We start from the raw sequence: 14,401 nt of genomic DNA, 5'->3' as shown, positions 1-14,401 counted from the left end.
ATTCAACAGGAGCCGCCCCCATGAAAAAGACGCCCATCGCGTTATTGCTGACCCTCGGTCTACTCAACACCCCGCTGTCGGCGCTCGCGGCGACCGCACCGCTGGATCTGGTCGGGCCGGTTTCGGACTACAAGATCTACGTCACCGAGCAACTGGACCAACTGGGCACCCACACCAAGCAATTCACCGATGCCGTGAAAAAGGGCGACCTGGCCACCGCGCAGAAGCTCTATGCACCGACTCGCGTCTACTACGAGTCGATCGAGCCGATTGCCGAGCTGTTCAGTGACCTCGATGCGTCCATCGACTCCCGCGTCGACGACCACGAAAAGGGTGTGAAGGCTGAAGACTTCACCGGTTTCCACCGCCTCGAGTACTCGCTGTTCTCGGAGAAGAGCACCCAGGGCCTGAACGATCTGGCCGACAAACTGGATAAAGACGTCCAGGACCTGCAGACCCGCGTCGCCGGCCTGACCTTCCCGCCCGAGAAAGTCGTCGGTGGTGCTGCCGCACTGCTGGAAGAAGTCGCTGCCACCAAGATCTCCGGTGAAGAAGACCGTTACAGCCACACCGACCTTTATGACTTCCAGGGCAACATCGACGGCGCGAAGAAAATCGTCGACCTGTTCCGTCCGCAGATCGAGAAGCAGGACAAGGCCTTCGCGGCCAAAGTCGACAAGAACTTCGCCACCGTGGACAAGATCCTGGCCAAGTACAAGACCAAGGACGGCGGCTTCGAGACCTATGACAAAGTGAAGGAAAACGACCGCAAGGCGCTGGTCGGCCCGGTCAATACCTTGGCCGAAGACCTGTCGACGCTGCGTGGCAAGCTCGGTCTGAACTGAGTTCTGCGCATAAAAAATCCCCCGGACGCGTCCTGCGTTCGGGGGATTTTCGTTTTCCGGTCTTACAGAATCCGGTACAGCAACCGCTCGACCCGTACCCGGCTCACGCGTTTGAGGAACTTGGCCACCCCGCTCGGGTAATCCGGCAAGGCTTCCAGATCCTGGAATCGTGCGATTCGCTGGGTGTGTTCGAAGATGTTTTCCAGCTCCAGACGCCGAGGCTCCAGCCACTCGCCTTTCGGGTCATCGATCAGCAAGGCGTTTTCCAGATCGAGACGGAACGCCCGCGGGTTGAGGTTGTTGCCGGTCAGCAAGGTGTAGCGCTGATCGATCCACATGCCCTTGAGGTGATAGCTGTTGTCGCCCTCACGCCACAAATGCAGGTTCAACTGGCCGCTGTCGATGTTGCGCTGATGGCGCTTGGCGAAACGGCGCAGGCTGATCTCGTAGAGATACGGTAGCGCGGCGATCACCTTGAACGGCTCGGTCGGCGGAATGTAGAAGTCGTTGGCCGTCTTGTCGCCGACCACGATGTCAATCTTCACGCCGCGAGCCAGCGCCCGGTTGATCTCGCGGATCACCCCCAGTGGCAGGTTGAAGTACGGCGTGCAGATGGTCAGTTGCTTCTGGGCGCTGGCGATCAGCTCCAGAATCACCCGGTTCAGCGGGTTGTTCTTGCCCACACCGAGCAACGGGCTGACGGACAGGCCGGTATGCGCCGTGCTGCCGGCGCTGGTGTCGTACGTCGCGTATTTGAGGCGGCTGCGCAGGTCGCCGATGTCGTTGCGCAGGCTGCGGGTGGTCGGCAGGTTCGGCAAGTCGAGGCGATGCACCGCTTTCGATTCGATCAGGCCGTGCTTGACCAGATGGTGCATCGAATCCGCCAGTTCCCGGCTCTGCAGCACGTGATAACGGTCGAAGCGGTACTTGTCGAACTTGTGCAGATAGACGTTGTTCAGGCTCGCACCGCTGTAGACCACGCAATCGTCGATCACGAAGCCTTTGAGGTGCAGCACGCCGAACAGCTCACGAGTCTGCACCGGCACGCCGTAGACCGGCACCACGCTCTGGTGGGTGCGAGTCATTTCCTGATACCAGGCCGAGTTACCTGGCTGCTTGCCGGCACCGATCAAGCCGCGCTGGGCGCGCAGCCAGTCGACGACCACAACGATTTCAAGCTCGGGACGCTTGAGTTTGGCGGCGTGCAAGGCATCGAGGATTTCCTGACCGGCTTCGTCATTTTGCAGATAGAGCGCGACGAGGTAGATGCGCTGGGTCGCCTGGGCGATTTTCTCCAGCAGGCAACGACGGAACTCGGCGGCGCCGGACAGAATGGTCACGGCCTCGGCGGTCAGCGGAAAGCTGCGCAACTTGGGCAGCAGAGAGCGTTTGAAAAGCAACGGCATAGGGCTCGCAATGGGTCGAATCCGAAGAACCCGAGAGCTTACACCATCAACTCCTTCGGGTCTTCCCGCCTGATTGATCGTTCCCACGCTCTGCGTGGGAATGCAGCCCGGGACGCTCCGCGTCCCTTCCAGAGCTGGAACGCGGAGCGTCCCTTGAGGCATTCCCACGCAGACGGTTCGACGCCTCGACGTGGGAACGATAAATAAAAAACATTTGACCAAGGAGAACGATCGTTCTACTGTTCGCCACATGAACGAAATCACTAGCAACGACACGACCCGCGACATCATTCTGGATGTCACCGAAAAGTTGATCTACAAAAGTGGCATCGCCGCCACTGGAATGGATCTTCTGGTGAAAACCGCCGGTGTCTCCAGAAAGAGTATCTACCGCTACTTCGCCAACAAGGAGGAGCTGACCGTCGCCGCCCTGCAGCGCCGCGACGTGCGCTGGATGCACTGGTACAGAAGCGCCGTCGATCAGGCCGAAACCCCGGCCGATCGCCTGCTCAACCTGTTTACCGTGCTCAAGGGCTGGTTCGCCTCGGAAGGCTTCCGGGGCTGCGCCTTCATCAATACCAGTGGCGAAACCGGCGATCCGCAGGATCCGGTGCGCCAGGTCGCCAAAGACCACAAACAGAAGCTGCTCGACTACGTGTGCGAGCTGTGTACCGAACATGGTGCCGAGGACCCGCAACTGCTGGCCAAACAGTTGCTGATCCTGATTGACGGCGCCATTACCGTAGCGCTTGTGATGGGTGATCACAGTGCCGCCGATAATGCGCAATGCATGGCGCGAAAGTTATTGGACCTGTAAAGCCTCAATAAGCGACAAGTTGTTCAATCGTTAATTTGATCGGGAGACAAACATGTCTACTGCAGCCGAAGTACGTCCGCCATTGCCACCCTTCAACCGTGAATCGGCCATTGAAAAAGTTCGTCTGGCCGAAGATGGCTGGAATTCCCGCGACCCGCACCGCGTATCGCTGGCTTATACCCTCGACACAAAGTGGCGCAACCGCGCCGAATTCGCCAACAACCGCGAAGAAGCAAAAGGCTTCCTGACCCGCAAATGGGCCAAGGAGCTGGATTACCGCCTGATCAAGGAACTCTGGGCGTATTCCGACACCCGCATCGCCGTGCGCTACGCCTACGAATGGCACGACGACTCGGGCAACTGGTTCCGCTCCTACGGCAACGAGAACTGGGAATTCGACGAGCACGGCCTGATGTTCCAGCGTTATGCCTGCATCAACGACATGCCGATCAAGGAAAGCGAGCGCAAGTTCCACTGGCCGCTGGGCCGACGCCCGGATGATCATCCGGGGCTGTCCGACCTGGGTCTGTAATTAAGCCGTCGATCCTTCCTGCAGATTGTGCAGGAAGGGTCTTCAGGCCACTTCGGCGCTGAGCTTCAGCGCTGCTTTGGCCTCCAACTCCCGCACCAACGGCAACACTCGCTTGCCGAAATACTCCACCTCTTCCTGAAAGTGCAGGAACCCCGCCAACACCAGATCCACTCCCACCGCTTTCAACGCCACGATCCGCTCGGCAATCTGCTGAGGCGTGCCGATCAGATTGGTCTTGAAGCCATCGTTGTACTGCACCAGATCTTCAAACGTCGATTTCGCCCAGTTGCCCTCGCCCTCCGGCGATGCCCTGCCCGCCTGTTTCGCGGCATCACCAAAGGCATTCACCGCTTCCGGATCCGCCTGATCGATGATCTGCGCCAACACCGCTTTGGCTTCTTCTTCGGTATCCCGGGCAATGACAAACGCATTCACCCCGATTTTGACTGAATGATGGTTCGCTGCCGCTTTGGCGCGAATGTCATCGACCTGGGCCTTGATGCCTTCGACGCTGTTGCCGTTGGTGAAATACCAGTCCGACACCCGTGCCGCCATGTCCCGCGCGGCACGGGAACTGCCGCCCTGAAAGATTTCCGGCCGGCCCAGCGGTTTCGGTTTGAGGCTGTAGTTATCGAAACGATAGAAATCGCCACGGAAGGTGAAATTGTCCTGACTCCAGATCCCTCGCAATGAACGGATGAACTCTTCCGAGCGACGATAGCGCTCGTCGTGCTCCAGCCAGTGTTCGCCGATGGCCTGGAACTCGCCCTTGAACCAGCCGCTGACGATGTTCACCGCAATCCGGCCGTTGGTGAGTTGATCGATGGTCGCCAACTGTTTGGCCGCCAGCGCCGGTTGCCACGGGCCGGGCAGAATGGCGGCGATGACTTTGAGCTTGCTGGTGGCGGCGAGCAGCGCGTGGCTGAACGCCACCGATTCATGCTGGAACTCGGCGCCGTAGCCGGCGGTGAAACGGATTTGCGTCAAGGCGTATTCGAAACCCGCCGCCTCGGCCAGTTGCGCCAGTTTGCGGTTGTAGTCGATGCCCCAGTCGGTACGTTGTTCGATCTTGCTGACCACCAGCCCACCGCTGACGTTCGGCACCCAGTAGGCAAATTTCACGGCTTGCTGACTCATTGGCGTGTCCTCGGGACAGTTGATGACGGTGAGAGAGGTAGAGCAGCAAGCGTGCCAGCCTCGATAGCCCGGTTTTATTGAGGCTTCAGGTGATCGGGATGCATGACGGGAGGGTGATTTGTTGTGTGCGTGTTGGCTGGGCAACAGTTGAGCAGTCGGTGGCCGGGCCTTATGGGTCGCCGCAACACCCGGAAATGAGTAACATGACTACCCTCCCCGCAGCCCAGCTCTGCAACCTGCCGAATAAGCCGATTCCATGCCTTTCGAACTCAGCGTTGACCTCACTACCCTGGCCGTTCTGGCCCTTGTCGCTTTCATTGCCGGATTCATCGACGCCATCGCCGGCGGTGGCGGTCTGCTGACCACGCCTGCGTTGCTCACCGCCGGTCTGCCGCCGCACCTGGTACTGGGCACCAACAAGTTGAGTTCGACCTTCGGCTCGGCCACCGCCAGTTTCACCTTCTACCGGCGCAAGCTGTTTCACCCACGGCAGTGGATGCACGCCATCGTCGGCACGCTGGTCGGCGCACTGACCGGCGCCATCGTCGCCCACTATCTGCCAGCCGAGTGGCTGAACAAGATGTTGCCGGTGATCGTCTTCGCCTGTGGCCTGTACCTGTTGTTTGGCGGTACGCCGAAAGCGCCGCTGGACAGCGATGCACCGATCAAGAAAAAGTGGCAATCGACCCAGGGCTTCAGCCTCGGTTTCTACGACGGCGTGGCCGGCCCCGGCACTGGCGCCTTCTGGACCGTCAGCAGCCTGCTGCTGTACCCGATCGATCTGGTCAAGGCCAGCGGCGTGGCGCGCAGCATGAACTTCGTCAGCAACATTGCGGCGCTGTCGGTGTTCGTGTTTTCCGGGCAGGTGGACTGGATCATCGGCCTGAGCATGGGCCTGTCGGTGATGGTCGGCGCGTTCTTCGGGGCGCGCACCGCGATCAGCGGCGGCGCCAAGTTCATTCGTCCGGTGTTCATCACCGTGGTGCTGGGGTTGACCGTGCGTCTAGCCTGGCAGCACTGGTTCAGCGTGGCCTAAGCGCCGCGCCACGTAGACGTCGATCAGGTAACGGGCAATCGATTTTGACGCCGGCAACGGCGGCAGATCGTGCACGTTGAACCACTGGGCGTCTTCGATCTCGTCTTCCTGACAGACAATTTCGCCGCCGGCGTATTCGGCATGGAAACCCAGCATCATCGAGTGCGGGAACGGCCAGCACTGGCTGCCCAGGTACTGGATGTTCTTCACTTCGATGCTGACTTCTTCGCGCACTTCGCGAATCAGGCAATCCTCGGCTGACTCCCCAGGCTCCGCAAACCCCGCCAGCGTGCTGTAGACCCCGGTGACGAAACGCGGTGAGCGCGCCAGCAGCACTTCATCGCCACGAGTCACCAGCACGATCATGCTCGGCGAAATACGCGGATAACTGCGCAGATCGCACGGTTGGCAATACATCGCCCGCTCCCGTGGCACTTGAGTCATGGCCTGACCGCAATTGCCGCAGAAACGGTGTTCACGGGCCCACGTCCCGATCTGCGCCGCATAACCCAACACTTTGTAAATCGTGTGATCGCCGTCGAGCATGAACGCCCGCAAGCCTTTCCAGTTGCAGCCCGGCAACTCGCTGGTGCTGCGCAGTTCCAGCAGGTAGACCGGCTCGCCATCGAGATGGCCGATGCCATGCTCGGCGAGGATCGACAAGTCCTGGCGCTTGAGCCATTCCCGGGGGAACAGCACGCCGTTGTCATCGAACAGAAAACCCTCGGGGCTGCGCGCGACGGCCCAGCCGCCCGGTTGATCGGTGTCCAGTACTGCGGTGGTCCAGCGAGATGTCATGGTTTCTCAATCCAGAAATTCGGGTTTCTGTTTGCTCATGTGGGCGGCCATGGCCACGCGCAAGTCGGTGGATTGCAACATGGCGGCGTTCCAGGTGGCAACGTACTCCAGACCATCGTCGATACGGTGGTCGCGCATGTAGCTGATCATTTCCTTGGTGCCGGTGACCGCGATCGGCGACTTGCCGGCGATGTCCCGGGCAATGTCCATCACGCCTTCGATCAGGCTGTCCTTGTCGCTGTAGACGCGGTTGACCAGCCCGATGCTGCGCGCCTCTTCGGCGCCAAAGGTGCGACCGGTGTAAGCCAGCTCACGCAGCATGCCGTCACCGATGATCCGTGGCAACCGTTGCAAAGTGCCTACGTCAGCCGCCATGCCGATATCGATTTCTTTAATAGAGAATTGCGCATCTTCGGCGGCGTAGCGCATGTCACAGGCCGCGATCAGGTCGATGGCGCCGCCCAGGCAATAACCCTGAATCGCCGCGAGCACTGGTTTGCGGCAGTTGTCGACGGCATTGAACGAGGCTTGCAGGGTCAGGATCTTTTTGCGCAGCAGGCGCGCGTTGCGGCCGACGTCCTTGCCCAGCTCATTGGCCACGCCGGCCAGCATCATCAGGTCGATGCCCGAGGAAAAGTGTTTGCCGGCACCGCTGAGCACCACCACCCGCACTTCGTCGGTGTCGTCGATCCACTGGAACACCTCGACGATTTCGCTCCAGAACGCGGCGTTCATCGAGTTGATCTTTTCCGGACGGTTGATCTGCACATGGGCGATGTTGTCGGCCAGTTCGACGCTGAAGGCGGTGTATTGAGTCATGGCAGAAATCCTTTACCGGTCTGAAAATGAGGCCTGAACTATATCAAGGCCTCAGAACGGCGGTTCGGCCAAATGCAGGACTCTAGCCGCCCTTCACCGCCACGAACGCGGCAGTCTCGTAAGGCACGGTCATCACATCCCGGCCCCGCAGCTCGGGATCGGACGCGACCAACGCCCGCAGCTGCTCATCGATCCGGGCTCTCTCTGCATCCGGCAGCGCCGCGATGAAACTGGTGGAACGCACCCGGTTGAAAATCACATCCTCCGGCGAGCCGGTATGACCATGGTGAAAATGCTGGGCCTGCAACGGCCCGAACGCCGGGTGCGGAAACACCTTGCGCCAGGCGCCGGTGTAGTAGCGCGGCGTGTCACCTTCCTGAGCATTGACGATGGCATCGAGCTTCGGCGCCCAGCCGACCTTGGTGTCGCGCAGGTTCCATATCAGCCCGAGCTTGCCGCCGGGCTTGAGCACCCGGGCGATTTCGTCCAGTGCCTCGGTGCTGGCGAACCAGTGAAAGGCCTGGGCGCAGACCACGGCGTCCACCGAGGCATCGGGCAATGGCAAATCGGTCGCCATGGCGCTGACGGCCAGTACTTCCGGCCAGTTGGCAGACAGTTTTTCCAGCATCTGCGCCACCGGCTCCACGGCAATCACCTGGGCACCGGTCGCCACCAGCCGTCCGGTGAACTTGCCGGTGCCGGCGCCGAGGTCGATAACAGTCTTGTGGCCATCCAGGTCCAGTGTTGTCGTCAGCCATTCGGTGACCGCCGGCGGATAGTCCGGCCGGCCTTTGATGTACGTGTCGGCCGCGGTCTTGTAACCGGCGGCAGCCGAGTGGTGAACCTGATCTTTCATGGCGCGACTCCCAATGTGGAACGGCGGATCGACGACAGACGTCAGGAGCATAGCGCTCGGGTTTGCGCTTTCCTTGAATGGCACCTGACAAAGCAATGAATAAAACTTCACCTTGCGGTGTTCAACATCAGACATGACCCACTATGGAGCCTTGCCCATGACTTTCCGTTCCGTTATGTTCGCCGCCCCGTTACTGATGGCCACGATGTTGTCCAGCCCTTTGGCCCTGGCCCACGGTGATGAAGACGAGCCGGTGCAGAAACCCAACTGCCCGAAAGGCCAGGTGCTCGACAGCAAGACGCAGAAATGCGTCAGACAGACCAGCAGCCTGGTGCCGGACGCCGACCGCACCGACTACGCCTATCGTCTGGCCAAGGACGGTCGCTATGAAGAAGCCCTCGCCTTGCTCGACACCCTGAAACAGCCGAACACCGCCAAGGCGCTCAACTATCGCGGTTATGCCACGCGCAAGCTGGGCCGAACCGACGAAGGCATCGGTTATTACCTGCAATCGGTCAAGCTTGATCCGCAGTACGCGCAAGTCCGCGAATACCTGGGCGAGGCCTATGTCATCAAGGGGCGCGTCGATCTGGCGCAGGAACAGTTGCAGCATATCCAGAAGATTTGCGGCACAACCTGCGAGGAATACCGGGACCTGGCCGAAGCCATCAACGATTCATCGAAAACCTGACACGACACGCGGAGGCGAACATTTTCAGCGATCAGGCATTCAGAGCCGAACTCGGACAACACCTGGCGCGCCTGTGGCGCTACGGCTTGCTGCTGTCGCGCAATCGCCACGTGGCCGAGGATCTGGTGCAAGCCACTTGCGTGCGGGCGCTTGAACGTTCAGGCCAGTACGTGGCCGGCACGCGCATGGATCGCTGGCTGCTGAGCATTCTGCATTCGATCTGGCTCAATGAAGTGCGCGCCCGCCGGGTGCGCCAGGGCCAGGGTGTGGTGGACGCCGACAGCCAACTGACGTTCGACGGCGAATACGCTGCGCAGACTCACGTGATGGCGGCGCAGGTGATCCGCCGCGTCGATGCGCTGCCGGAAACCCAGCGCGAAACGGTGTATCTCACCTACGTCGAAGGCCTGTCCTATCGCGAAGTCGCCGAGATCCTGCAAGTGCCGATCGGCACGGTCATGAGTCGCCTCGCCACCGCACGCCTGAAACTGGCCGAATACCCGCCGCTGCAAGCGGTACCGAACACCCCCGCAGGAGACCGGCAATGAATACGCCTTCGGACGAGCAACTGGTGGCGTATCTGGACGATGAACTGGACCGCGAACAACGCAGCCAGCTCGACAACCTCATCGCCGATGATCCGCTGCTCAATCTTCGGGTGCAGTGGCTGAGCCGCAGCAACCTGCCCTATCTCGACGCCTACGACGAACTGGCCCGACAGGCACCGCTTGATCGCCTGCAAGCCCGGCTGGATGCCGCGCCCTCCCCGCAGCGACCCGGTTTCAGCCGGCGCTGGTTTATCGGCGCGGCGGCAGCGGGCATGGTGCTCGCGGGTGTCGCGGCCGACCGTCTGTTCCTTGGCTGGCAAGCGCAACAATCGCACAACTGGCGCGAGCTGGTGGGCGATTATATGGCGCTGTACGTACCGCAGACCCTTGAACATCTGGCCACCGACGAAGCCTCCGAGCTGGCGCAGTTGCGAACCGTCGATGCCCGGTTGGGCCTGAGCCTGTCGCCGGCGAAACTGAAACTGCCCGGTGCACAGTTCAAGCGCGCGCAACTGCTCGAATACGACGGGGTGCCGATTGCACAGATGACCTGGCTCGACGCCACCCATGGCCCGCTGGCGCTGTGCGTCACGCGCTCCAACAGCGGCAGCCAGCCGCTGGCCCATGAACGCCGGCACGGGATGAACGTGGTGTACTGGACCGAACGCGAACACGCGTGGATGCTGATCGGACATAACCCGGCCACCGAGCTGGAAGGTCTGGCAAAAATGTTTAAAGAGCGGCTGAGCACATGAGCCAGCCAGTCACTATGCTTGGCGAGTGATTATCCAGGGAGGAACCCTTACATGGCGATTTCACCGCGTACTGCATTGCTGGTCATCGACGTCCAGAACGACTTCACTCCCGGCGGCCAACTGGCCGTGCCCGAGGGTGACCAGATCGTCCTGCTGATCAACCGTCTCGCCGAGCAGTTCAAGCAAGTGGTCATTGCTCAGGACTGGCACCCGGCGGGTCATGCTTCATTTGCGTCAAGCCATCCCGGCCGTCAGCCCTACGACGTGATTCAACTGCCGTACGGCGAACAGACACTCTGGCCGGATCACTGCATTCAGGGCACACACGGTGCCGAGTTTCACTCGGGTCTCAACCTGCCTCACGCGCAACTGATCATCCGCAAGGGCTGCAACCCGGACATCGACAGTTATTCGGCGTTTCTGGAAGCGGACCGTGCCACCACCACAGGACTGGCGGGTTATCTCAAGGAGCGCGGTGTCGACACGGTGTACATGGTCGGGCTGGCGCTGGATTTCTGCGTGATGTTCTCCGCGCTGGATGCGCGGGCGGCGGGGTTCAATACGTTTGTGGTGCTGGACGCCTGTCGGGCGATCGATATGAATGGATCACTGGCGTCGGCGATCGAGCGGATGCAAGTGGCCGGGGTTGGATTGATCCAGTCCACTGAACTGCTCTGACTGCGGCTATATGATCGTTCCCACGCTCCGCGTGGGAATGCATACCGTGACGCTCCGCGTCACAGTGGACGCAGAGCGTCCATGGCGGCATTCCCACGCAGAGCGTGGGAACGATCATCAGCGATCATCCGGTCGGGGTTGGTAGCCAAAGCCTGAACCGCGCTCCGCCCAACGGCGAACCTTCCACCGTCAACGTTCCGCCCTGCGCTTCCAGCGCCCGACGGCTGATCGCCAGTCCCAGACCAAACCCGCCAGTGGCTCGATCCCGGCTGCGGTCCAATCGATAGAACGGCTCGAAAATCCGCTCCCGCTCGTCTTCCGGGATACCGATGCCATCGTCATCCACCCAGATCTCACAGCCTTTCGGGCAGACCTGCACGCCGATCTGAATGCGCTTTTCGCAGTAACGCATGGCGTTGCGCAGCAGGTTTTGAATTGCTCGAGCCGTCAGGCGCGGGTCGAGGGAGAAGCGTTCCAGTTGGTTGTGCAGTAGCACATCGATGACGATTTCCGGGGACTCCAGCTCCTCGTCGACGCTGCCCAGAATACTGTCGATGAACTCGTCCAGCGCCACCTCGACCTGTTCCGGCAGACGCGCCGGGTTTTGCAGGCGGCTGTAGGACAGCAACTCCAGCACCAGTTCATCGAGTTCACGAATGTGCGCGACCAGACCTTGCAGGCGTTCGCGGCTGGCTTGCGGCAAATCATCGGACAACGCCAGCGCCAGGCCAAAATCCAGACGGGTCAGCGGCGTACGCAATTCATGGGACACCGCATTGAGCAAGTCACGCTGCTGGTTGAGCAGGTTTTCGATGTCGCCAGCCATGGTGTCGAACACCGTGGCCAGGCTGCCGATGTTCGAACTTGAGCCGATTTGCGTACGTTCGCTCAAATGGCCTTTACCGAAACGTTCGGCAGTGCCCTTGAGGCGTTCGAGATCGCGCCAGTGCGGCCGCAGCCACAGCAACAGACACGCCAGCAGGCTCGCGCCGATCAGGACGTTGATGCTCCAGTACAGCAAGTTCACGTCCATCGGGTCCGGCGGCACCACCATTTGCACGGCCACCTGGTCGTTCAGCGGCGTCACCGCCAGCGTGCGCCAGCCCCAGTCGCCGATGCGCACCACGTTTTCGCCACGACGCAGGCGTTCCTGCTCGATCGGGGTGAAATCGGCGTTATCGATGCGGGCGAGGACGATGTGCAGCGGCTGGAAATCCTTGTCCATCGACGCCGCGACCGCTGGCCATTGATCCTGCGGCGCTGCGTGAAACTGCTTGGTGATCAGCGATTGCAGGCCACGGGAATAGTCGAGGTTGTAGGTGACGAACCGATCCCTGAACGCCATCACCACCAGATCCGGCACCAGATAGATCGCCGCGCTGTAGGAAACGATCGTCACCAGATAGAGGCGAAACAGGATTCTGAACATCGACTCAGCATTCCCACTCGGAACGGCTGAACAGATAACCCTTGCCCCACACGGTCTTGATCTTGCGCGCTTCGCCCGCGTGGTCGTCGAACTTGCGTCGCAGTTTGGAAATCGCCACATCCACCGAGCGGTCGGTGCCGTTGAACTCTATGCCGCGCAGGCGTTGCAGGATCTGGTCGCGGCTCAGCACTTCACCGGCGTGACGGGCCAGCACCACCAGCAGGTTGTATTCGCCGCTGGACAGCTCGACCGGTTGTTCGCGCCAGGTCACAGTGCGCTCCGACAGGTCGATGCACAGGTTGCCCATCAGGATGCGGTCGTTGGCGGTCATCGGTTCGCCGAGGCTGCTGCGGCGCAACAAGGTGCGTACCCGCGCCAGCAAAACCCTTGGCTCGCAGGGTTTGGTGACGTAATCGTCGGCGCCCATTTCCAGGCCCAGTACCTGATCGTGGCTGTCGTCGCGGGCCGTGAGCATCAGGATCGGCAGCGTTGCCGAGTCGGCGCGCAGCAATCGACAGACCTGCAAACCGTCGAGGCCCGGCAGCATCAGGTCGAGAATCACCAGGTCCGGCGGATTGAGCCGCGCCCGTTCGCGCACATGGTCGCCACGACCGATCACGCTGACGGAGTAACCGTTGCGTTCCAGGTAGCTGGAAATCAGTTCGGCGAGGGCGGTGTCGTCTTCGACCAGGAGGATGTTGGGCATTGAGGTGATCCAGAGCGAGCGATGGCGACGGTCATGTCGCAATAAATTTCAAGGCGTAAAGGATATACGCCCTCACTCGTCCCTGAGCAAAACCCTTACACAATTTCACACAGCACCTACAAAGCTTCACCGCTACCTTCGGTGCCTGCCCGTAGGATGCGCACATCAATATTGGGGGTTGTACATGTCGAAGAATCTGCTGGCCGGGCTCGGCCTGATCGCATTGGCGCTGACGCTGAGTGCCTGTGGTAAATCCTCAAGCACTGAGGAACAGGCGCCACCGGCCACCGTGCGGGTCGAAACCCTTGAGGCACGCCCCCTGTCGATCAGCAGCGAACTGAGCGGGCGCATTGCCGCGCCGCGCATTGCCGAAGTCCGCGCCCGGGTGGCCGGTGTCGTGCTGCAACGCACCTACCGCGAAGGCAGCGACGTGAAAAAGGGCGACGTGCTGTTCCGCATCGATCCGGCGCCATTCAAGGCTGACCTGGACAGCGCCGAAGCTGCCCTGCGCAAAGCCGAAGCCAATGCGTTCCAGGCAAAACTGCAGGAACAGCGCTACGCCCAGTTGATCGATGACAAGGCCATCAGCGCTCAGGACTACGACAACGCCCGCGCCAACGCCCGGCAGACCGCCGCCGACGTCGCCGCCAACAAGGCTGCCGTGGAACGAGCGAAGCTGAACCTCGGTTACGCCACCGTCACCGCGCCGATTTCCGGCCGCGTCGGCCGTGCGCTGGTGACCGAAGGCGCACTGGTCGGCCAGAACGAAACCACGCCCATGGCGCTGATCCAGCAACTGAATCCGATCCACGCCGACCTCACCCAGTCGACCCGTGAATTGAATGAGCTGCGCCGTGCCTTCCGTTCCGGCCAGTTGCAACAGGTCGGGCAGGATCAGGTCAAGGCCACGCTGATCCAGGACGACGGCAGCCTCTATCCGTTGCCGGGCAAGTTGCTGTTCAGCGATATCACGGTCGATCCGGGCACCGGTCAGATTATTTTGCGCAGCGAGTTTCCCAACCCGGATCTCGATCTGCTGCCCGGCAGCTACGTTCGTGTGCGTCTGGAGCAAGGCGTGATTCAACACGGCCTCACCGTTCCCCAGCGCGCAGTACAACGTGACAGCGCCGGTGTAGCGCAGGTCCTGACCGTCGACGATCAGATGCGCGTGGCCCAGCAGCCAGTGCAGCTCGGCGCGGTGCAGAACGACCGCTGGATCGTCACCGGTGGCCTCAAGCCTGGCGACCGCATTGTCATCGAAGGCCTGCAACACGCCCGTCCGGGCGAAGTGGTGCAGATCGACGACACCCCTCTTCCACTTGCCCAGACCTCTGGTCAGTAAGCAGGA

At 61.1% G+C, this 14,401-nt stretch carries 16 protein-coding genes; 9 read left to right on the top strand and 7 right to left on the bottom strand.

The window, feature by feature from the left end; translation table 11 throughout:
* The first annotated feature begins 20 nt into the window (after positions 1-20).
* The gene (efeO, locus tag AC1RR7_RS04620) at positions 21-845 is read left to right on the top strand and encodes an iron uptake system protein EfeO (protein ID WP_493156325.1); all 825 of its coding nucleotides are present in this window, start codon (positions 21-23) and stop codon (positions 843-845) included.
* A 62-nt stretch (positions 846-907) separates the two neighbouring features.
* Here the strand turns inward: efeO and pssA are convergent, their stop codons facing one another.
* Positions 908-2,251, bottom strand: a complete 1,344-nt coding sequence (gene pssA / locus AC1RR7_RS04615; RefSeq protein WP_096821488.1) for a CDP-diacylglycerol--serine O-phosphatidyltransferase — start codon at positions 2,249-2,251, stop codon at positions 908-910.
* Between the two features lie 250 nt (positions 2,252-2,501).
* Here pssA and AC1RR7_RS04610 point away from each other — a divergent pair, with 250 nt between their 5' ends.
* Entirely contained in the window at positions 2,502-3,068 is a 567-nt protein-coding gene (locus AC1RR7_RS04610) for a TetR/AcrR family transcriptional regulator (protein WP_192558074.1), read from the top strand.
* A 52-nt stretch (positions 3,069-3,120) separates the two neighbouring features.
* Complete coding sequence (locus AC1RR7_RS04605) at positions 3,121-3,600, top strand: nuclear transport factor 2 family protein (protein ID WP_192558075.1); 480 nt, start codon at positions 3,121-3,123, stop codon at positions 3,598-3,600.
* A 42-nt stretch (positions 3,601-3,642) separates the two neighbouring features.
* On the opposite strand, the gene sfnG is transcribed toward AC1RR7_RS04605, so the two are convergent.
* Positions 3,643-4,737, bottom strand: coding sequence for a dimethylsulfone monooxygenase SfnG (gene sfnG, locus AC1RR7_RS04600; RefSeq protein ID WP_493156323.1), 1,095 nt, complete (start codon positions 4,735-4,737; stop codon positions 3,643-3,645).
* Between the two features lie 256 nt (positions 4,738-4,993).
* On the opposite strand from sfnG, the gene AC1RR7_RS04595 reads away from it, so the two are divergent.
* A complete protein-coding gene (locus tag AC1RR7_RS04595) occupies positions 4,994-5,773 on the top strand; it encodes a TSUP family transporter (protein WP_027611974.1) in 780 nt (259 codons plus the stop codon).
* On the opposite strand, the gene nudC is transcribed toward AC1RR7_RS04595, so the two are convergent.
* The 3 genes from nudC to AC1RR7_RS04580 all read right to left on the bottom strand — a co-directional run bounded on the left by nudC (position 5,741) and on the right by AC1RR7_RS04580 (position 8,246).
* Complete coding sequence (gene nudC / locus AC1RR7_RS04590; protein WP_493156321.1) at positions 5,741-6,571, bottom strand: NAD(+) diphosphatase; 831 nt, start codon at positions 6,569-6,571, stop codon at positions 5,741-5,743. The genes AC1RR7_RS04595 and nudC overlap by 33 nt on opposite strands.
* 6 nt (positions 6,572-6,577) lie before the next feature.
* Positions 6,578-7,390: a crotonase/enoyl-CoA hydratase family protein gene (locus AC1RR7_RS04585; RefSeq protein ID WP_085709995.1), complete on the bottom strand. Its 813-nt coding sequence runs from the start codon at positions 7,388-7,390 to the stop codon at positions 6,578-6,580.
* Between the two features lie 82 nt (positions 7,391-7,472).
* A complete protein-coding gene (locus AC1RR7_RS04580) occupies positions 7,473-8,246 on the bottom strand; it encodes a class I SAM-dependent methyltransferase (protein ID WP_493156319.1) in 774 nt (257 codons plus the stop codon).
* A 157-nt stretch (positions 8,247-8,403) separates the two neighbouring features.
* Between AC1RR7_RS04580 and AC1RR7_RS04575 the strand changes: the two genes are divergently transcribed.
* The 4 genes from AC1RR7_RS04575 (at position 8,404) to pncA (ending at position 10,918) form a co-directional block, all read left to right on the top strand.
* Positions 8,404-8,937, top strand: coding sequence for a tetratricopeptide repeat protein (locus AC1RR7_RS04575; RefSeq protein WP_192558079.1), 534 nt, complete (start codon positions 8,404-8,406; stop codon positions 8,935-8,937).
* A gap of 62 nt (positions 8,938-8,999) precedes the next feature.
* Positions 9,000-9,485, top strand: coding sequence for an RNA polymerase sigma factor (locus AC1RR7_RS04570; protein WP_493156967.1), 486 nt, complete (start codon positions 9,000-9,002; stop codon positions 9,483-9,485).
* Positions 9,482-10,240: an anti-sigma factor family protein gene (locus AC1RR7_RS04565; RefSeq protein ID WP_493156316.1), complete on the top strand. Its 759-nt coding sequence runs from the start codon at positions 9,482-9,484 to the stop codon at positions 10,238-10,240. The genes AC1RR7_RS04570 and AC1RR7_RS04565 overlap by 4 nt, the downstream gene beginning before the upstream one ends.
* Positions 10,241-10,291: 51 nt before the next feature.
* Positions 10,292-10,918 (top strand): bifunctional nicotinamidase/pyrazinamidase, encoded by a 627-nt coding sequence (gene pncA, locus AC1RR7_RS04560; protein WP_096821496.1) that lies wholly within the window; start codon positions 10,292-10,294, stop codon positions 10,916-10,918.
* Positions 10,919-11,042: 124 nt separating this feature from the next.
* Here the strand turns inward: pncA and AC1RR7_RS04555 are convergent, their stop codons facing one another.
* Positions 11,043-12,347, bottom strand: coding sequence for an ATP-binding protein (locus AC1RR7_RS04555; RefSeq protein ID WP_493156314.1), 1,305 nt, complete (start codon positions 12,345-12,347; stop codon positions 11,043-11,045).
* A gap of 4 nt (positions 12,348-12,351) precedes the next feature.
* The gene (locus tag AC1RR7_RS04550; RefSeq protein WP_007960391.1) at positions 12,352-13,053 is read right to left on the bottom strand and encodes a response regulator; all 702 of its coding nucleotides are present in this window, start codon (positions 13,051-13,053) and stop codon (positions 12,352-12,354) included.
* A gap of 184 nt (positions 13,054-13,237) precedes the next feature.
* Between AC1RR7_RS04550 and AC1RR7_RS04545 the strand changes: the two genes are divergently transcribed.
* Entirely contained in the window at positions 13,238-14,395 is a 1,158-nt protein-coding gene (locus AC1RR7_RS04545; protein ID WP_096821498.1) for an efflux RND transporter periplasmic adaptor subunit, read from the top strand.
* Positions 14,396-14,401: the final 6 nt, after the last annotated feature.

The organism is Pseudomonas sp. GW821-FHT11G12, from assembly GCF_058808055.1.
Note: the sequence above shows the minus strand (reverse complement) of the source record. Positions and strands in the feature narration are given on the sequence as shown.